Origin of the sequence: Deinococcus aerophilus (genome assembly GCF_014647075.1) — a bacterium.
Classification (GTDB): Bacteria; Deinococcota; Deinococci; order Deinococcales; family Deinococcaceae; genus Deinococcus; species Deinococcus aerophilus.
In genome coordinates, this window is the sequence record NZ_BMOM01000012.1 from 24346 (window position 1) to 41472 (window position 17127).

General features: G+C 70.0%; 17 protein-coding genes and 1 tRNA gene. 8 read left to right on the forward strand and 10 right to left on the reverse strand.

Going from position 1 to position 17127, the window contains the following annotated elements; genetic code table 11:
- Positions 1 to 64 precede the first annotated feature (64 nt).
- From IEY21_RS08930 to IEY21_RS08950, 5 genes are all read left to right on the forward strand, one after another.
- On the forward strand, positions 65 to 934 hold the full coding sequence (locus IEY21_RS08930; RefSeq protein WP_188903544.1) for a peptidoglycan-binding domain-containing protein: 870 nt from the start codon (positions 65 to 67) through the stop codon (positions 932 to 934).
- A 220-nt stretch (positions 935 to 1154) separates the two neighbouring features.
- The gene (locus IEY21_RS08935) at positions 1155 to 2984 is read left to right on the forward strand and encodes an N-acetylmuramoyl-L-alanine amidase (RefSeq protein ID WP_188903546.1); all 1830 of its coding nucleotides are present in this window, start codon (positions 1155 to 1157) and stop codon (positions 2982 to 2984) included.
- Positions 2984 to 3343 carry an MGMT family protein gene (locus IEY21_RS08940; RefSeq protein ID WP_229752997.1) on the forward strand — a complete coding sequence of 120 codons (360 nt, stop codon included), beginning with the start codon at positions 2984 to 2986 and terminating at the stop codon, positions 3341 to 3343. Before IEY21_RS08935 ends, IEY21_RS08940 begins: the two co-directional genes overlap by 1 nt.
- A 97-nt stretch (positions 3344 to 3440) precedes the next feature.
- A complete protein-coding gene (locus IEY21_RS08945) occupies positions 3441 to 4130 on the forward strand; it encodes a c-type cytochrome (protein WP_188903548.1) in 690 nt (229 codons plus the stop codon).
- A gap of 92 nt (positions 4131 to 4222) precedes the next feature.
- A complete protein-coding gene (locus IEY21_RS08950; protein ID WP_188903550.1) occupies positions 4223 to 4984 on the forward strand; it encodes a class I SAM-dependent methyltransferase in 762 nt (253 codons plus the stop codon).
- Here the strand turns inward: IEY21_RS08950 and ubiE are convergent.
- The 7 genes from ubiE to IEY21_RS08985 all read right to left on the reverse strand — a co-directional run bounded on the left by ubiE (position 4981) and on the right by IEY21_RS08985 (position 12084).
- Positions 4981 to 5709 carry a bifunctional demethylmenaquinone methyltransferase/2-methoxy-6-polyprenyl-1,4-benzoquinol methylase UbiE gene (gene ubiE, locus IEY21_RS08955; protein ID WP_188903552.1) on the reverse strand — a complete coding sequence of 243 codons (729 nt, stop codon included), beginning with the start codon at positions 5707 to 5709 and terminating at the stop codon, positions 4981 to 4983. The genes IEY21_RS08950 and ubiE overlap by 4 nt on opposite strands.
- A 109-nt stretch (positions 5710 to 5818) precedes the next feature.
- Entirely contained in the window at positions 5819 to 7009 is a 1191-nt protein-coding gene (locus IEY21_RS08960; RefSeq protein WP_188903554.1) for a glycine C-acetyltransferase, read from the reverse strand.
- Positions 7010 to 7078: 69 nt separating this feature from the next.
- Positions 7079 to 7513 carry a GNAT family N-acetyltransferase gene (locus IEY21_RS08965; RefSeq protein WP_188903556.1) on the reverse strand — a complete coding sequence of 145 codons (435 nt, stop codon included), beginning with the start codon at positions 7511 to 7513 and terminating at the stop codon, positions 7079 to 7081.
- 250 nt (positions 7514 to 7763) lie between these two features.
- Entirely contained in the window at positions 7764 to 9167 is a 1404-nt protein-coding gene (gene lpdA, locus IEY21_RS08970; RefSeq protein ID WP_188903557.1) for a dihydrolipoyl dehydrogenase, read from the reverse strand.
- Positions 9168 to 9346: 179 nt separating this feature from the next.
- Positions 9347 to 10522 (reverse strand): radical SAM family heme chaperone HemW, encoded by a 1176-nt coding sequence (hemW, locus tag IEY21_RS08975; RefSeq protein ID WP_373290500.1) that lies wholly within the window; start codon positions 10520 to 10522, stop codon positions 9347 to 9349.
- 98 nt (positions 10523 to 10620) lie between these two features.
- Entirely contained in the window at positions 10621 to 11115 is a 495-nt protein-coding gene (locus IEY21_RS08980; RefSeq protein ID WP_188903559.1) for a hypothetical protein, read from the reverse strand.
- 42 nt (positions 11116 to 11157) lie between these two features.
- Positions 11158 to 12084: an AEC family transporter gene (locus tag IEY21_RS08985; protein ID WP_188903561.1), complete on the reverse strand. Its 927-nt coding sequence runs from the start codon at positions 12082 to 12084 to the stop codon at positions 11158 to 11160.
- 111 nt (positions 12085 to 12195) lie between these two features.
- On the opposite strand from IEY21_RS08985, the gene IEY21_RS08990 reads away from it, so the two are divergent.
- Positions 12196 to 12272 (forward strand) — tRNA-Pro (locus IEY21_RS08990).
- Between the two features lie 257 nt (positions 12273 to 12529).
- On the opposite strand, the gene IEY21_RS08995 is transcribed toward IEY21_RS08990, so the two are convergent.
- Entirely contained in the window at positions 12530 to 12748 is a 219-nt protein-coding gene (locus IEY21_RS08995) for a hypothetical protein (RefSeq protein WP_188903563.1), read from the reverse strand.
- Between the two features lie 155 nt (positions 12749 to 12903).
- Here IEY21_RS08995 and IEY21_RS09000 point away from each other — a divergent pair, with 155 nt between their 5' ends.
- Complete coding sequence (locus IEY21_RS09000) at positions 12904 to 15126, forward strand: MMPL family transporter (RefSeq protein WP_188903565.1); 2223 nt, start codon at positions 12904 to 12906, stop codon at positions 15124 to 15126.
- A gap of 79 nt (positions 15127 to 15205) precedes the next feature.
- On the opposite strand, the gene IEY21_RS09005 is transcribed toward IEY21_RS09000, so the two are convergent.
- Positions 15206 to 15823 carry a DedA family protein gene (locus IEY21_RS09005; protein WP_188903567.1) on the reverse strand — a complete coding sequence of 206 codons (618 nt, stop codon included), beginning with the start codon at positions 15821 to 15823 and terminating at the stop codon, positions 15206 to 15208.
- A 100-nt stretch (positions 15824 to 15923) separates the two neighbouring features.
- Between IEY21_RS09005 and IEY21_RS09010 the strand changes: the two genes are divergently transcribed.
- Entirely contained in the window at positions 15924 to 16607 is a 684-nt protein-coding gene (locus tag IEY21_RS09010; RefSeq protein ID WP_188903569.1) for an HAD family hydrolase, read from the forward strand.
- 16 nt (positions 16608 to 16623) lie between these two features.
- Here IEY21_RS09010 and IEY21_RS09015 read toward each other — a convergent pair whose 3' ends face one another.
- Positions 16624 to 17115, reverse strand: coding sequence for a DUF4385 domain-containing protein (locus tag IEY21_RS09015; RefSeq protein ID WP_188903571.1), 492 nt, complete (start codon positions 17113 to 17115; stop codon positions 16624 to 16626).
- Positions 17116 to 17127 lie beyond the last annotated feature (12 nt).

Genomic DNA, 17127 nt, shown 5'->3' on the forward strand with positions numbered 1-17127 from the left:
GACTCAATGAACGGCCCCGTCCTCCTCAGCCGCCGTCAGCTTGGACGTGTTAGCACTACAGGCGATGAGATGGTTTCATGCCCTGCCCCTCGCTCTGCTGATCTCTCCGGCCTGGGCCGCGCCCGCTGGGGGTGATCTGGACCGGGCTGCGCTGCGCGTGGCCGGAGTGCTGGATGGGGTGGTGCGCAACTGTCCGGACAACTTCGCGCAGATCGGCACCTCTCAGAAAAAGTGTGTCGGGGTGGGCATCACGGTGGAGGCGTCGCGCGTCAAGCTGGGCGCGGCGCTGGGAGCTGACCTGTTCGGCGTGTGGCGCAGCCGGGACGAGCAGCGCAGCGTGTTCAACTGGCTGCGGGTGGGGCAGGACCACGTGTTTGTGCGGCTGCAGCCCGATCCGGAGGGCCGCGCCCAGACGCTGGTGTACCTGGACGTGCCCCCCGCCGCGCCCCCGGCCCCGGCTGCGCCAGCCACCTCCGGCACCGGAGCCACCCAGATCGGCATCGTGGTGCTGACGCCGGTTCAGCCGGTGGGCCCATCCATCATCCAGGCCATGCCGGGGGGGACTCCGCAACCCGCCGACACAGCTGTTGCGCCGGCCTCGGCCACTCTCCCCATGTCCCCGGACGCCGCCCCGCCGGACGGTGTTCCGGCACCGGACCATCTGGCCCCGGTGCCGTTCAGCCGCACGCTGCAGCTTCAGGACCGGCGGCTGAACGGCCCGGATGTGCTCGCGGTGCAAAACCGGCTGATCGCCCTGATGAGGCCGCTGCGGGTGGGGCAGGGCGACGGCTGGTACGGACCGGTCACGGCCACGACGGTCCGGGTCTTTCAGCGGGCCAATGGCCTGAACCCGACCGGTGAAGTCGACCGCCCGACCTGGGACCGCCTGTTTTCCGGGGAGGCCACGCCGTTCGACGCCCCGGTGCTGCCCTGACCCCGGGTGGGCGGCGGTGTGGCCCCGGCGGGCATGAGAGCCGCAACCGCCCGCCGCCGCCATACTGGACCCAACACGGCGAGCCCCCCCTGGACGGCCTTTTCCCAGGGACGTCTGACCCTTCCTCTGATTTATGAGAGGTGTGGCACCCTCAAGAAACGAAGTTTAATGAGCTCCAGCGCGGCTTTCTCACCTTCTAGGCTGAATAGTGGGGGATGTCATGAAGCAGAATGTCATTTTCTTCTCATCTGCCCTGCTTCTGGGGGCCCTCGGTTCCGGGCAGGCGCAGACCGGGCCGCAGGTCAGTGACCCCTTTCAAAGGGGGGCTCCCACCCAGGCCGCGCCGGTGCTGCGCGGCCCCGCCGGTACCCCCGCCGCCAGCGCGCCCGCCGCGCCGTTGCAGCTTACCGGCGTTCAGAACGCCACCTTCGGCCCGCCGCGCTCGAGCAGTGACGGTTCCACGACCCGGATCGTGTTTGACCTGATGCCGGGCGTGAGCTACACCCTGACCCCCACCTTTACCGGCCTGCGCCTGGACGTGCAGGGCGCGCGCGTGCTGCCCGCCGTGACCGGCAAGCTGGGCAGCAGCGTGAATGAGTACCGCGCCGGGGGCGGTCAGGCCACCCTGATCACCCCCTTTCCGCTGTCGCTGACCGGGGGATGGAAGGCCATGGAGGCCACCCTGGAGCGCGGCACCCGGGTCCTGATCCTGGATTTCGGCGCCACCCTGAATGGCGGCGCCAGCGCGGCGCTCTCGGGGCGGGTCCGGGCGAGCGCTCCGGTCACCTCGGCGGGGGCACAGACGGCGCTGAGTGCTCCGCTGAACACGGCGGGTGTGGGCACCGCTGCCCGAGATACGGCGGCGCGGGGAAGCACCGAGTCGGCGGCCAGCCTCAACCTGCCGCCCGGGGACGCGGTCGCGCCCTCACCCGGCGGGGCCCTTCCCCCCGCACCCGCCCTGCCCGGCGCGGATTCCGAGATTCCCAGCGCCCTGGCTGGCCGCGTGCCGGGCACGTCCCGCGGCGCTCCGCTGACCCCGCCGCGCATCGGCCGGAACCCGGGGCAGACGCGGGTGGTGCTGGACCTGCCGCCCGGTACCTCCTACCGCATCGTGCCGGGCAGCATCGGTCTGCGCGTGGAGCTCAGCGGCGTCAACATGGCGGCGCAGGACCTGCAGGACATCAGCCCGGAGTTGCGGGCGTGGCGGGCCGAACCCGGCCCTGACGGCGTGGTGTTCACGCTGCTGACGGCCACCCCCACCACCGAGCGCAGCGGCTGGCGGGCGCAGCTGTTGCCGCCCTCCAGCGGCGACCTGTCGCGCCTGGCCATCGATCTGTCGCCCGCGCTGGCCGACCTGACGCCGCTGTCGGCTCAGGAAAAGCTGCTGGCCGCCGTGCCCCCCATTCCGGCGGCGCGCGGCACGGCGATTCTGGCCCTGAGCGCCAGCTACGTGCGCCCGCGCGTGGTGATTGACCCGGGCCACGGCGGCAAGGACCCCGGCGCAGTGGGGGCGGTGATCGAGAAGGAAACGGTGCTGGACGTGGCGCAGCGCGTGGCGACCCTGCTGGGCGCCGCCGGGGTGGACGTGGTCCTGACCCGCGACAGCGACCGCGACCTGAATCCGGTCAAGGACACCGACCTGACCATGCGCGCCCGCATGGGCACGCCCGGCACGCAGCTGTTCGTGAGCATTCACGTCAATGCCATGGACGCGGTGAGTGCCCTGCGCGGCTACGGCGTCGAGACGTGGTGGAATCCCAACCATCCGCTGTCGAGCAACCTCGCAGCGGTGCTGCAAAAGAACGTGGTTGCGACGACCGGCGCGTACTCGCAGGGCCTCAAGACCGGCCGTTCGCTGGCGGTGCTGCGCAACAGCCGTATTCCCGCCGCCCTGATCGAGATCGGCTTTACCAGCCATCCCGTGGACGGCATCAACCTGCAGGACACCAACTACCGCGACCGTGTGGCGCTGGGCATCGCGCAGGGCATCCGCGAGGCGCTGGTCACGGGCATTGTCGACGGCGGCGCGGTGGGGGGTGCGGGCAAGTAGTGGAGGGCGGCGAGGCCGGATTCCGGACGCGGGTGCTCGCGCTGGTGGCCCGCATTCCCCCGGGCCGGGTGATGACCTACGGGCAGCTGGCCATGCTGGCCGGTTCTCCCGGGGCGGCGCGGCAGGCCGGCTTTGTGCTGGGCAGTCTGGCAGGCAGCGACGAGTTGCCGTGGCAGCGGGTCATCAACGCCCAGGGCCGGGTCAGCACCCACAAGCTGGGGTTTGGAGACCTGCAGGAACGTCTACTGACCGCCGAGGGCGTGGTCTTTGATGCCTCGGGCCGCTGCGACCTGGGAACGCGGCAGTGGTGGCCCGAAGAAGAGGGGCCATCCACCCCGCCGGAACCTCTGCTGTTCTGAGTCCGCCCGCTCAGAACTTTTGCCGGGCCTCCCCGCACAGCAGGCTAAAGACTTCCGGTGCAGAACGTCCCGAGCCCGGCGGCGTATGCTGTGCAGCATGAACAGAACGCGACACAACCCCTGGGTGGAGGGCAGCCTGGCCTCCTGGATGGCGGGCGTCACCCTGGGTGTGATCCTGGGCATTGCCCTGCTGATTGTCACCCCCCGTCTGATGGGCGGCAGTGGGTCCACGGCGGAGGCCCCCACCGCACAGGAGCAGGCCACCGACTCGGCTCCCTCGGGCAGCGCTGAAACGGCCCCCGCCGCCTCAGAGGGTACGCCTGAAACCGCCACCACCAATGCTCCCACCGACCAGACGCCCGCTGCCGAACAGACCAGCAGCGGCGAACTGCCCGCCGCCCAGTCGCCCGCCGTGGCGGACACGACCACCGGCAATCCCCCCCAGCAGGACCCCAACGCGGTGGCCGAACCCGTGGCCGCAGGCGGCACCGGGGACGCCGCTCCCACGCCCAACGCGGCGGCGGGCAATGCCGAGGCGGGTGCTACGGTGTTCACGAGCAACTGTGCGGGCTGTCACGGCGCGCAGGGGGGCGGCGGCATCGGGCCCTCCCTGGTCACCGATGAGGGCCCGAAGGCCTGGACCCTGGCACAGTTCACCACCGTGCTGCGCGAGGGTGTGCTGCCCGGGGGCCGCGAACTCAGCGCCGTGATGCCCCGCTTCAGCGACGCCCAGCTCAGCGACACGCAGGTCGCCGATCTGCTCGCCCACATCCAGACCCTGAACTGAGCTTCCGGCTGAAGGCGCCGCCCGCAGGTTCCGGGGCGGCGTTTTTGTGGACCGGGTCTGGATGTCCTGCGCCTCAGGGTGCACAATCGGGCATGACCGCCAGCCGCGACCAGTTCAACGCCCACGCCGACCGGTATGCGGCCAGCGAGGTCCACCGCCACGGCCCCAGCCTGCCCGTCCTGCTGGACTTTGCGGCCCCCATCCCACAGGACCGTGCGCTGGACGTGGCTACCGGCACCGGCAACACGGCGCTGGCCCTCGCGCCGCAGGTGGGGGAGGTCGTGGGGCTGGATCTCGCGGAGGGCATGCTCGCCCATGCCCGCACCCGAGCCGAGGCGGAGGGACACGCCCACGCCACGTTTCAGCAGGGCAGCGCGGAGGCCATGCCGTTTGCCGACGCCTCGTTCACGCTGGTCACGTCGCGCCACGCGCCGCATCACTTTCTGAACCTCGACCGTTTTCTGGGCGAGGCCTTCCGGGTGCTGAAACCCGGCGGCCGGCTGGTGGTCGCCGACCAGATCAGTTCCACGCCCGAGCTGCAACCCTGGCTGGACCACTATCAGACCCTGCGCGACCCCAGCCACCACGCCCAGCGGACGGCGGCGGCGTGGCGCACGCTGGCAGAGGTGGCCGGCTTTCGCTGGACCCAGGAGACCACCGTGCCGTACCGCCTGGAGTTCGGGTGGTGGACCGCGCAGTCGGGCTGCACCCCCCAGACGGTGGCGCAGCTGCGTGAACACGCGGCGGTTCTGGGGCAGGGGCAACGGGAGGCGGCCGGACTGCATTACGACAGTTCAGGAACGCTGGTCGCCCACACCGAAACCATGCTCGTTGTGCGCCTGGAGCGGCCCTAGAGCTTGTCTCCCACGTGAATCGCCGCGATGCCGAAGGTGAGCAGGCGGTGGCGGGTCCGGAACCCGGTGGCGCGCATCAGGTCGGCCAGCCGTTCGGGCGGGGGAAAGGCCAGAACACTTTCGGGCAGGTAGGTGTACGCGCCCGCGTTGCCGCTGATCAGCCCACCAACGCGCGGCAGCACGTGCTGAAAGTAGAAGCGGAACACGCTGCCGAACAGCCCGGCGCGCGGCGGTGGAAACTCCAGAATCACGGCCCGTCCGCCGGGGGCCAGAACCCGCCAGAACTCCGCGAGCCCGCGTTCGTAGTCCGCGAAGTTGCGAAAGCCGAAGGCACAGGTCACGCTGTCGAAACTGCCGTCCGGGTAGGGAAGGTTCAGGGCGTCGCCCTCCTCCAGCCGGATGTCGAGGTGCCGGGCCGCCGCCTTCTCACGCCCGATGCGCAGCATCTGCGGCACGAAATCGCTGCCGACCACCTCGGCCCCCGGCGCACGGGCCTTGAGTTCCAGCGCAAAATCTGCCGTGCCGGTCGCCACGTCCAGCACCCGTGCAGGGTTAAACGCCAGGGCCTCATCGGCAGCTTCACGCCGCCAGCCCCGGTCCACCCCCAGGCTGAGGACGCGGTTGAGCAGGTCGTAGCGCGGAGCGATGTCGGCGAACATGGCCTGCACGTCCCTGCCCTTGTCCTGCTTGTCGCCCACGGAGGGTTTTTTCGGCGCAGCGGTCATGGAGCCGATGATAGCCGGGCGGGGCCGGGACACGCGGGAACCCGGACCCGCCGGTCCCCGCGTCACACCCTTCGTCTGCGGACGGCACCCTACCGCCCACCGGCGCAGATCAGACTCCGGCCACCTTCAGCCGCTTGCCCACCTTCTCGTAGGCCGCCAGGGCCTGATCCAGGTCGTCGCGGGTGTGCTCGGCGGTCACGATGTTGCGGATGCGGGCCGAGCCGCGCGGTACGGTGGGAAAGCCCAGCCCGACGGCAAAGACGCCCTCCTCGAACAGCATCCGGCTCGCCTCGAAGGCAGCCTCGGCCTCGCCGAAGACGACCGGCGTGATGGGCGTGACGCTGCCCATGGTGTCGAAGCCCAGCCGCGCCAGCTCGGCCTTGAAGTAGTGTGTGTTGTCCCACAGCCGGCGCATCAGCGAGGGGTCGCGCTGCACTTCCTCCAGCGCGGCGACCAGTCCGCCCACCACCGCCGGGGGCTGCGCGGTCGAGAACAGGTAGGGGCGGGCGCGGTTGATCAGCAGTTCCTTGAGGTCGGCGTGCCCGGCGGCGTAGCCACCCACCCCGCCCCACGCCTTGCTCAGGGTGCCCACCTGAATCACGTCATCGGCGTGTTCGAAGCCGAAATGATGCACCGTGCCGCGCCCGGCCTCGCCCATCACCCCGCTGCCGTGCGCGTCGTCCACATAGGTCACGGCGCCGTAGCGGCGGGCCACCTCGATGAGCTTGTCCAGCGGAGCCACGTCGCCGTCCATGCTGAACACGCCGTCGGTAACGACCAGCTTCAGGCCGTCCGTCTCGTTCTCGCGCAGCACCCGCTCCAGATCGGCGGGGTCGGCGTGCTTGTAGATCTTCTTGGTCGCCTTGGTGAGGCGCAGACCGTCGATGATGCTCGCGTGGTTCAGCTCGTCGCTGACCACCAGGTCGCCTTCTTGCAGCAGGGCACCCAGCACGCCCTGGTTGGTGGTAAAGCCGCTGTGCAGCACCAGCGCGCTGCCGGTGTGTTTGAACTCGGCGAGCTGCGTTTCGAGTTCCTCGTGAATGCGCAGGGTGCCGGCGATGGTCCGCACCGCGCCCGCGCCCACCCCCCACTCGCTCAGGTAGGCGGCGGCCTTTTCCTTGAGGCGGGGATGGTCGGCGAAGCCCAGGTAGTTGTTGCTCGCCAGGTTCACGACCTCGCGCCCGTCCACCCGCGTTCTGGCTCGGTTGGCTGCGTCCAGCACACGCGGCTTGATCAGCAGCCCGCTGCGGCGCAGGCCCGAGAGTTCGGCGTTCAGGCGCCCGGACAGGGAAGTTGACATGCGGTCAGTCTACGGGCGGCGCCGGGCCTGTGTCCGTGAGCGGGGGACGGTTGGGACGGGGCCACGGCGTCAGGGACGCACCAGCACGGTCTGCCGCCGGGCCTGCCGGAACCCCGAGGCCACGTAGAAGCCCTCGGCGGGCGAGTCGCGGGCGGTTAACAGGTACAGGCTGTTCACCCCCCGTTCCTGCGCCTGCGCCATATGCCGGGTCAACAGGGTTCGGCCCACCCCCCGGCCCTGCACCTGCGGATGCACAAACAGTTCCCTGATTTCATGCGTCAGCCCGTGGTCCTTGACCGAGTCGTGGCCCAGGACTGCCCCGAGGCACTGCCCGTCCTCCCAGGCCCCCACAGCAGACGCCCGGGGCAGGGCGAGCAGGTCGGACAGACACGCGCCGGCCGTGTCCAGCGTCCAGGCCTCCTGCCACGGCGCGGCGTTGAAGGTGGCCACGAAGGTCTGGGCGGCGGCCGGCACCTCCCCGGGGGTCAGCGGACGGAGTTCCATGCCACACCATGGCATGTCTGCGCCGGTTCAGGCGCCGGCGAAGCCTCCCGAAGGAGGCCCGCCGGACTGGGGGAGGGGTACTGACTGGGGGCGTCTCATCATGTTGGGACGGTAGCCGGAAACCCAGGACGCCAGGAAGAGATTTGCGGCCCCCAGCTTCTTTGCCCGCTGGCTGGAGCTGCCCTGACACGGGATACGACAGACCCCCGGGCTGGCCCCAGGGGTCTGGTCTCGGTGCGCTGCCCGGTCGTTACCGGTTCATGATGTGGATGGCCTGCTTGTGGCTGGCCTCCGCTGCTTCCAATACCGCCTCACCCAGGGTGGGGTGGGCGTGGATGGTCAGGGCGATGTCGCTGGCGGTGGCGGCCATCTCCAGCGCGAGTCCGGCCTCGCCCAGCAGGTCCGAGGCGTGCGGAGCCACGATGTGGACGCCCAGCAGCAGGTCGGTGTCCTTCTCCACGACCATCTTCACGAAGCCGTCGGTGGCCTGCAGGGTCATGGCGCGGCCCGAGGCGCTCATGGGGAACACGCCGGTCTTGACCTCGTAGCCCTTTTCCTTCGCCTCGGCCTCGGTCAGGCCGACCCAGGCGAGTTCGGGGCTGGTGTACACCACGCCGGGAATCGCCACGGCGTCCTGCTCGGCGGGCTTGCCGGCAATCACCTCGGCGGCGACCAGTCCCTCTTTCATGGCCTTGTGCGCAAGCATGGGGTTTCCGGCCACGTCGCCGATGGAGTAGATGTGCGGCACATCGGTCTGCTGGCGGGTATTGGCGGGAACGAAGCCGCGGTCGGTGACGGTCACGCCCGCCGCCCCCGCGTTCAGGCCGTCGGTGCGCGGACGGCGGCCCACGGCCACAAGCACCCGGTCAAAGACCTCGGTGGTCTTCTCGCCGGTCTTGACGTTTTCCAGCTCGACATGCACGCCGTCGCTCTTTTTCTCGGCCCGGTTCGCCTTGGTCTCGGTGGCGATCTCGATGCCCTGCTTTTTCATGATCTTGGCGAATTCCTTGACCGCGTCGGCGTCCGCGCCGGGGATGATGTTGGGCAGGAACTCGATGACCTTCACCTTGCTGCCCATGTTGTTGTAGACGTGCGCGAATTCAAAGCCGATCACGCCGCCGCCCACGCACAGCATCCGCCCCGGAACCGGATCGGGCACCACCAGCGCGCCGGTGCTGTCCACGATGACCTGCTGGTCGACCTCCAGTCCCGGCAGCTTGGCAGGCTCCGATCCGGTGGCGATGATCACGTTGGCCGCCGTGTAGGTCTTGTCTCCGACCTTGACGGTATGGGCGTCCACGAAGCTCGCCTCACCGACGAGATGGGTCACCTTGTTCGCCTTGAACAGCGCGCCCACGCCTCCGGTCAGCTTCTTGACGATGCCGTCTTTCCAGCCGTTGAGCTTGGCGATGTTCAGGTTCTGTTCGCCGAAGGTCAGGCCGAAGTCGGCGGCGTGGCGGGCGGCGGCGATCTGCTCTCCTGCATGCAGCAGCGCCTTGGTGGGAATACAGCCCACGTTCAGGCATACCCCACCCACGGTGTCGCGCTCGGCGCACGCCACCTTCAGGCCCAGCTGGGCGGCACGGATGGCCGCGTGGTAGCCGCCGGGACCCGCGCCGATCACCAGTACGTCAAAATCCATCGGTTTCGTCATGCGAGCAGTCTAACGCCCGTTTGGGGGGCCGTCCGTCACCTGTTGAAATAGCTGGACACCGGCGATTGACAAGCTCAAATGGTGGGTGGACGGGAAGCTGCCGCCGCGCCCCCGGCCCCGCGTGTCGTGCGGCGCGGCACCGTTCTGAACGCGGGGCACGCCGGCCGGAACAGCCGGGCTCACCCCTCCAGAAACTCCGTGACCACGCGGTTAAGCAGCCACCAGCCTTGAGGGGTGGCCCGCAGCTGGGAGCCGTCGAGTTCCAGCAGACCCCGCTGCACATTGGCGGCGATGGCCCCGGCGTAGCGTTCCGGCACGTTCAGCCCGCTGCGGCGCGAGAGATCGGTGAGGTCCACGCCGCGGCGCAGGCGCAGGCCCATGAACAGCGCGTCGGTCACGTAGTCCTCGGGGCCCACCGGCTCGGCCTCGCCGCGGGCACCGGTGAGCCACCCGTGCAGGTGCGGGTTGGTGCGCCGGGAGGTCAGCTCTGCGCCGCCCTGGGCCACGGGGTAGTGCCCGGCGGCTCCCGGTCCCAGTCCCAGGTAGGTGCGCCCCTGCCAGTACGCGAGGTTGTGCCGCGACTCCTGGCCGGGCCGGGCGTAGTTGCTGATCTCGTAGCGGGCAAAACCGTGGGCCGTCAGCAGCTCCTCGGTCCGCTCGAAGCCCGCACGCTCGTCGTCCTCGTGCACGGTCACGCCGCGCCGGGCGAACTCGGTGCCGGGTTCGATGGTCAGGGTGTAGGCGCTGATGTGGTCCACGCCCAGCTCCACCAGACCGTGAATGTCGGCGTCCAGCGGTTGCCCCGGCACGGCGGTGATCAGGTCGCCCGACACGCGCAGGCCCGCGCCGATCAGGGTCCCGACGGCCTCGCGGGCCCCCGCCGCGTTGTGCTGGCGGCCCAGGAACTTCAGCGTGGCGTCATTCAGGCTCTGCACGCCCACCGAGGCGCGGTCAAAGCCCAGGTCGCGCCACAGCGCTGCCCGCGCGGGACTGACGGTGCCGGGATTGACCTCCAGCGTGTTCTCGGCCCGGCCCCAGCCCAGATGCCGGCGCACGCTGTCCACCAGGGCCCCCAGCTCGGCGTCCCGCAGAAAACTGGGGGTGCCGCCGCCCAGATACACGGTGTCCAGTTCAACCTCATAGCGCGAGGCCAGTTCTGCGGCCTCGTGTTCCAGTTGCGCCAGGTACGCCTCGACCTGTCCGGCCCGGCGCGTCAGGACATGAAAGTCACAGTACGGGCAGATGCTGGGGCAGAACGGCACGTGAACGTACAGGTGGCGCACCACCGGGTCCAGCGCGGGTTCCTGGACACCGGCGCCGGCTGCGGCAGGGAAGGCGGGGGGAACGGAGCGCACGGCGGGCAGTTTACGCGGGCGGGCGGCGTATCACCGTGAGGCCGAGCGGCTGCCCGACCGAACGTTCCGGTGGACACTCCGGCGGGGGCGAAGGAGCTTCAGCGCCCGTGCGGCGTGGCGTCCATCCAGGCTTCCAGCGCCTTTTGCAGGGCGCCCGCCGTCGTGACGAGCACCGGCGCGTCCAGCGAGGCCACCGCCGAGGCCGCCGCGCTCTGGCCCTGGCGCTTGCCCGCGTGAAGTCCGGCAGGGGCGCTCCAGGCAGGAAAAGGGCCGCCCTCGGCATATTCCAGGCCCCCAGTGCCCGCCAGCATGGCCGCGGGAAGGTTCACCTCGGGGCCGGCTGCCAGCGCCTGCCGGCCGATCACGAGCACGCCGCGTGGTCCCACCTCGCGCACCGCCGCGAGCAGGGGCGTGAGGCCCTCGTGCACGATCAGGTCCACGGAGCCCTTGCCGTCCACGGCTTCCAGGGCGGCCGGCAGGGCGGAGGCGAGTTCGGGGGGGGCGGCCACCAGCCACGGGTGGCCCCCCGCGCGGCCCTCGAAGCTGGCGCGGGCGCTGCCGTACAGATCGGTCCAGGTGCGGATGTGTTGCATGGCGCTCAGGATAGGGTGGCCGCAGCGGGCCGGCGGCTTGCCCTACCCCAGCCCCGGCAGCAGCGCCACCACCGCCGCGATGGTCAGCACCGATCCCAGGGTCGTGACAAGCACCACGCCCGAGACCGTCCCGGCGTCGCCGCCGTACTCCTGCGCGATCAGCAGGGCATTGACGGCGGTGGGCATGCTTGCCGAGAGAATCAGGACGGCCAGCGATTGCCCCTGCAGGCCCACCAGCCTGCCCACGCCCAGCGCGATCAGCGGGCCGCCGATCAACCGGGCTGCGCTGGCCAGCCACACCCGGCGGTTCAGCGGCGGCCAGCCCCCCGCTCCCAGCTGCAGCCCCAGCGACAGCAGTACCAGCGGCAGGGTGGCCTGCGCGAGCAGCGACACCCCGCGGGTCACGCCCTGCGGCACCGGCACGTTCAGCAGCCTCAGGATCAGGGCGACCAGGGCCACCCACACCGTTGGAAGCCGGAAGATCGAGCGCAAAATACCGCGCGGCCCGGAGCGCTGGTCGGGGCCGGAGGCGGAGCCGTACAGGGCCGGGCCGACGATGTACATGGCGACGATGGACACCAGGAACACCACGGTGGCCCGGTCAAAGCCGCCCTCGCCGAACACGAACAGGGCGATGGGCAGCCCCATGTTGCCGCTGTTCCAGATGCCCGCGCCCGCGCTCAGGCTGCGGCGCTCGGCGTCGGGGCGGCCCAGGCCGGTGAGCCAGCCGAGCAGCAGAGACAGGCCCATGACGAGCAAGAAGGCCACGCCCAGCTGACCGGCCTCGGCCGCGTGGACGGGCGTGCGCAGGATCACGTCCAGCACCAGGGCCGGAATGAGCAGATACATGGAGAGCCGGGCGATGGTGAGCTGATCGATGCGCATCTGCGAGGCCAGCAGCGCCCCCAGGCCGGCCACGATCACCACGGGAAGCAGCACACTGCTGAGCGCCTGAAACATCTGTGCCATCGTGGCATGAATGGACCGGCAAAAGGCGCACGAGCGGCCCGCCTGGAAGGGCCCTCCGCGCGCGGCCCTTGACCGATCCGCTCCTACCGTCTATATTTCTGTGGCTGGCAGCGAGGCGTAGCGCAGCCTGGTAGCGCACTACCTTGGGGTGGTAGGGGTCGTGAGTTCAAATCTCGCCGCCTCGACCAGCAGAGAAGTCCCTCCTAGAGGGGCTTCTTCTTTATTTTCCTCCGGCCATATCCCGCTCCTGTCCCTGGAGGGTGGGCCGTACGCGCCTCAGGGGGATTCCGGCCTGTGCGTGTCTGGTGCGGCTTTTTCTAAGGTTTCTGCCCGTGTGCCTGGCCGTTAAAGGGGCCAGGCACACGGGCAGAAGTTTTATGGCGGCGGGCAGCGGCGCACCCCCACAGAAGCCGGCGGTCGGTGCTCTTCCCCGGGCCGGTGGCCCTCAGGAGGCGGCGATGAGTTCCGTCTCGGCCGCCGGCTCCGATTCTTCAACCTCGTCCAGCCAGGTCCGTAATTCCCGCAGCTGCTCACGGCTCAGGACAAGTCCGCCGCCGCCGCGAACCGGGTGATGCGTCGTGATATGTAAGCCCTTCTCGCCGAAGGCCAAACACAGCGAGACGGTTCCCGTACGCAAGGTCAACTCTCTTAATGCCAGCTTCATGTAACGCGAAGCATTTCATGTCGTTGCGGCAAAAGCTATCTGGAACATCACATCGGCTCCCCCCTCTTTGGGGGCACTGACGCGGCCTTTCCGGGGGCGTCATGAGGGTGGTGGGGCCTGCCAGGCCGCGGGCAGGCGTGCTCTAGAGTTGGCGCGTGCAACTTCTGTCGCGTCTCGCGTCCCGCCATCCCTGGACGGTGCTGCTGGTGTGGGGACTGGCCGCGCTGCTCAGCCTTCCGCTGGCAGCCCGCGCCCCGGCTGCCCTGAACGCCGATCCGGCGGGGGGCCTGAGCGACTCGGAGGCGACCCGCGTGACCGACCTCCTGCGCGACCGCTTTGGCGAGCGCGATACCAACACGGCCATCCTGGTCACGCGCAGCGAGCCGCCGCTGACCACCCCACAGGGGCAGGCCACCTACGACACGTTTCTCGCGGGCCTTGCCCGGGTGCCGGGGGTGTCGCGGGTGGTGGCGGCCACGCCGGGCGGCCCGCTGCCCACACAGGCCCCGGACGGCGGGCTCGCGCTGACGGTGGCCCAGATTCCCCTGGGAGACGGCGGCACCCCGGCCCTGAGCGCCGTGCGGGCGTATGTCCGCGGTTTTCAGGCCACGGAGCGCTCGGCGGCCCTGAGTGTCCGCGTGACCGGTGGGCAGGCCATTGCGGACGACTTCACCGCCTTTGCCGAGGCCGATACCAAACGCAGCGAGTTCACGGCCCTGCCGCTGATTGCCGGGCTGCTGCTGCTCGTGTTCGGTGCTCTGGTGGCGACCGGGCTGCCGCTGGTGGTGGGCCTGCTGAGCATCAGCGTGGCGATGGCGGCGCTGTACGGCCTGACCTTCCTGATGCCGGTGAGCACCTTTGCCCAGAGCGTCATCACCATGCTGGGTCTGGGCGCGGGCATCGACTACGCCCTGCTGATGGTCAACCGCTTTCGCGAGGAACTCCGGCGCGGGGGAGACAGCCGCGCCGCCGCCGGGCGCACGGTCGCCACGGCGGGCCGCAGCGTGGCCTTCAGCGGCCTGACGGTGGCGATTGCCATGGCGGGCCTGATCCTGCCCCCGGTGGCCTTTGTGCGCAGCATCGGCATCGGTGGGGTGCTGGCGGTGCTGCTCACGGTGCTCGCGAGCCTGACGGCCCTGCCCGCCCTGCTGGCGCTGCTGGGCGAGCGGGTCAACAGCCCCCGGCTGTTCAAGGTCACGTGGGCACAGAGCACACGCGCTTCGGCGGGCTGGACGGCCTTCGCGCGGCGCGTCACGGCGCGTCCGTGGCTGGGGGCGCTGCTGCCCACCGCCGCGCTGCTTATCCTGGCCGCGCCGGCCCTGACCATGAAGACGGGGTATGCGGGGGCCTGGGGGCTGGTGCCGGGTGTGGAGAGCCGTGACGCGCTGGACGACGTGCGCAGGCTGGGCGCGGGCGGCCTGCTCAGCCAGTTTGAGGTCGTGCTGGACCTGCAGGGCGAGCGCTACACCCCGGCGAAGCGCGGGCAATTCCAGGCAGTGGTGGAAGAGCTGCGCGCCCTGCCCGGCGTGAAGGCCGTCCTGAGCCCCTTCCTGACACCCGCCGACCTCGGCGCAGGCGGCGGAGGCCTGGACGCCCTGAGTGCCCTGACGCGCCGCTCGTTCAGCGCCGACCGCACCCTGCTGCGCGTGACGGTGGTGCCGGACGACACCCTGCGGGCCCAGGACATCGCGGCCTTCGAGGCGCGGCTGCGTGACACGCTGCGCGGCAGCGGCTTCGCCTACCTGCTGGGGGGCGCGCCGGTGGGCGGTGAGGAGTTCAGCCGCGCGATCACCGGCACGCTGCCCAGCGTGATCCTCACGGTGTTCGCGGGCACCTTCGTGCTGCTGATGGTGGCCTTTCGCAGCGTGCTGATTCCCCTCAAGAGCATCGTCATGAACGCCCTGACAGTCGGGGCGGCGGTGGGCGTGGTGACCCTGGTCGTCCAGCAGGGCGTGTTCGCCCGGCCCCTGGGCATTCCCGACGATGTGGGTGTGCTGGACGCCTCGCTGCCGGTGCTGCTGTTCGCGGTGATGTTCGGCCTGAGCATGGACTACGAGATCTTTCTGCTGTCGCGGGTGCAGGAAGAACATCTGCGGGGAGCCAGCAACGACGAGGCGGTGGTGCTGGCCGTGGGCCACACCGCACGCATCATCACGAGCGCGGCCGTGATCATGTTCATCGTCTTTGCCGCCTTCATGTTCGGGCGGGTGATCGCCACCAAGAGCATCGGCCTGGGCCTGGCGGTGGCTGTGGCCCTGGACGCCACGGTGGTGCGCCTCATTCTGGTGCCCGCCTTTCTCAAGCTGGCGGGCCGCTGGAACTGGTGGCTGCCCGCGTGGCTGGACCGGCGGCTGCCGCACATCCGCATGGAGCATTGAGGCCAGGAGGTCTTGAGACGGCGGCGCAGGGGCCGCTCTCCGGCGCGGTCAACCCGGCGTCAGTGTGCTCCTCCTGGTGCTATTCCTGCGCCTGTGCCCTGGCCTGCTGTCGGCGCCGCACCAGCCAGATCGCCGCCGCCACGAGCAGCCCTCCCACAATGACCGTCGAGATGGGCCCGACATACTCTTCCACCCGGTCATAGTTCTCGCCCAGCAGGTAGCCGGCTCCGGTCAGCAGGCTCGACCACAGCGCCGAGCCGAGGGCGCTGTACAGCAGGAACTTGGGCAGCGGCATCTCGCTCATGCCCGCCGGCAGGCTCAGCAGACTGCGGATGCCGGGCACCATGCGCCCGAACAGCACCGCTCCCGCGCCGTGGCGGTCAAACCAGTCGTCGGCCTTGCGGATGTCCTTGCCGCTCAGGGCCAGCCACTTGCCGTGTTTGTCGGCCCACTCGATCAGCCGGTCCTCGCTGAAGACCCGTCCGACGTAATACAGCGGCAGGGTGCCGAGCACGCTGCCCAGCGTGCCCATCAGCACCACCCCCACCACGTTGAGGTCGCCGCGCGACGCCGCGAAGCCCGCCGAGGGCAGAATCACTTCACTGGGAATGGGCGGAAAGACATTCTCCAGGATCATCAGCAGCAGGATGCCGAAGTATCCCAGGCTGTCCATCAGATTCTGAATCCACTCAACCATCGCGGGGACAGCCTAGCGGCTCGCCGGGCCCTTGCCGTTCTCAAAAAGGTTGAGACCCCCTAAAGTCGGGGGCCGGGAGCCGGCCTCTACACTGCGGAGCATGACTTCCCCCCTGCGCGCCGTCGTGTTCGATTTCGACGGCACCATCCTGGACACCGAGACCCGCGAGTTCTACCACTGGCAGCAGCTGTACGGCGAACACGGGCGCGAGCTGTCGCTGTCCGAGTGGCAGCGCGGCATCGGCACCTGGGACGCCTTTGATCCGTGGGCCGGCCTGCCCGAGACCGTGCAGCAGCGGCGCGAACAGGTCCACGCCGAGCTGCGCGCCCGCATCTTGGCCGACATCGCCGAACAGGACCTGCGCCCCGGCGTGCGCGAGGTGCTCGAGGGCGTGCGCTCGGCGGGACTGCGGCTGGCGCTGGCGACCAGCAGCGACCGGGAGTGGGTAAGTCACTGGCTGGAACAGCACGAACTGCGCTCTCTGTTCGAGGTGCTGTGTACCCGCGACGACGTGCGGCGGGTCAAGCCCGATCCCGAGCTGTACACCCTGGCCGCCGGGCGGCTGGGACTGCGCCCCGGGGAGTGCCTCGCGGTGGAGGACAGCCTGAACGGTGGCCTCGCCGCCGTCGCCGCCGGCCTGCGGGTCGTGGTGGTGCCCAACGAGGTCACCTACACCCAGCCGTTTCCGCCCGACTGGCCGCGCCTCAACGACGGCTTCGCGCTGGGCCTGGTCGGGCTGCTGGCGGCTGCGGGCGAGGGGGTAGGAGAAGGGCTTCCCGGCTGAGGCCCAACCCGCTGCCTCAGCCGTACTGTGCGCGGTGGGCCTTTTTCAGCCGGGCATAGTCCTCGTTCGCCTCGGCCTCGTCCCACCGCGCCTTGAAGATGCGGGCGGCCTCGGCCTTGACCGGGTCCTCGGGCTGGCGGGGCAACTCGGCGCGGCCGTGGGCCCCGCTCTGGCCCTTCTTGTCCTGGGGCACGGGACCGTCGTATTTCTTGCCGCCCTTGTGGTTGGCGTAGCGCCGCGCCCGGGTAAAGCCCATCTGCAGAAATTTACGGGCCATGTCCGCGCCCACGAAGTCGCCGGCCCGCAGATACTCCTCGAACATGCCGAAGATGGCCTCGCTGCTCTCGCGGGCCGCCTCGGGTGTGGCGAAGCGCCAGTGCGGCAACAACTCGCCCTTGTAGGGCTGAACCAGCAGCACGCCCTGCTCGCCCCGTCCGACCCGGTACAGCTCGGGGTGGGCGCGCAGATCAAGTTCTGCGTAGTGAAGGGAATAGTCGAATTTGGGCATGGACGAACCTCT

Bases quoted from the DNA above. Each gene is read 5' to 3' on its own strand.
- IEY21_RS08930 (WP_188903544.1), top strand. From the start codon at position 65: ATGAGATGGTTTCATGCCCTGCCCCTCGCTCTGCTGATCTCTCCGGCC.
- IEY21_RS08935 (WP_188903546.1), top strand. From the start codon at position 1,155: ATGAAGCAGAATGTCATTTTCTTCTCATCTGCCCTGCTTCTGGGGGCC.
- IEY21_RS08945 (WP_188903548.1), top strand. From the start codon at position 3,441: ATGAACAGAACGCGACACAACCCCTGGGTGGAGGGCAGCCTGGCCTCC.
- IEY21_RS08950 (WP_188903550.1), top strand. From the start codon at position 4,223: ATGACCGCCAGCCGCGACCAGTTCAACGCCCACGCCGACCGGTATGCG.
- ubiE (WP_188903552.1), bottom strand. From the start codon at position 5,709: ATGACCGCTGCGCCGAAAAAACCCTCCGTGGGCGACAAGCAGGACAAG.
- IEY21_RS08960 (WP_188903554.1), bottom strand. From the start codon at position 7,009: ATGTCAACTTCCCTGTCCGGGCGCCTGAACGCCGAACTCTCGGGCCTG.
- IEY21_RS08965 (WP_188903556.1), bottom strand. From the start codon at position 7,513: ATGGAACTCCGTCCGCTGACCCCCGGGGAGGTGCCGGCCGCCGCCCAG.
- lpdA (WP_188903557.1), bottom strand. From the start codon at position 9,167: ATGACGAAACCGATGGATTTTGACGTACTGGTGATCGGCGCGGGTCCC.
- IEY21_RS08980 (WP_188903559.1), bottom strand. From the start codon at position 11,115: ATGCAACACATCCGCACCTGGACCGATCTGTACGGCAGCGCCCGCGCC.
- IEY21_RS08985 (WP_188903561.1), bottom strand. From the start codon at position 12,084: ATGGCACAGATGTTTCAGGCGCTCAGCAGTGTGCTGCTTCCCGTGGTG.
- IEY21_RS08995 (WP_188903563.1), bottom strand. From the start codon at position 12,748: ATGAAGCTGGCATTAAGAGAGTTGACCTTGCGTACGGGAACCGTCTCG.
- IEY21_RS09005 (WP_188903567.1), bottom strand. From the start codon at position 15,823: ATGGTTGAGTGGATTCAGAATCTGATGGACAGCCTGGGATACTTCGGC.
- IEY21_RS09010 (WP_188903569.1), top strand. From the start codon at position 15,924: ATGACTTCCCCCCTGCGCGCCGTCGTGTTCGATTTCGACGGCACCATC.
- IEY21_RS09015 (WP_188903571.1), bottom strand. From the start codon at position 17,115: ATGCCCAAATTCGACTATTCCCTTCACTACGCAGAACTTGATCTGCGC.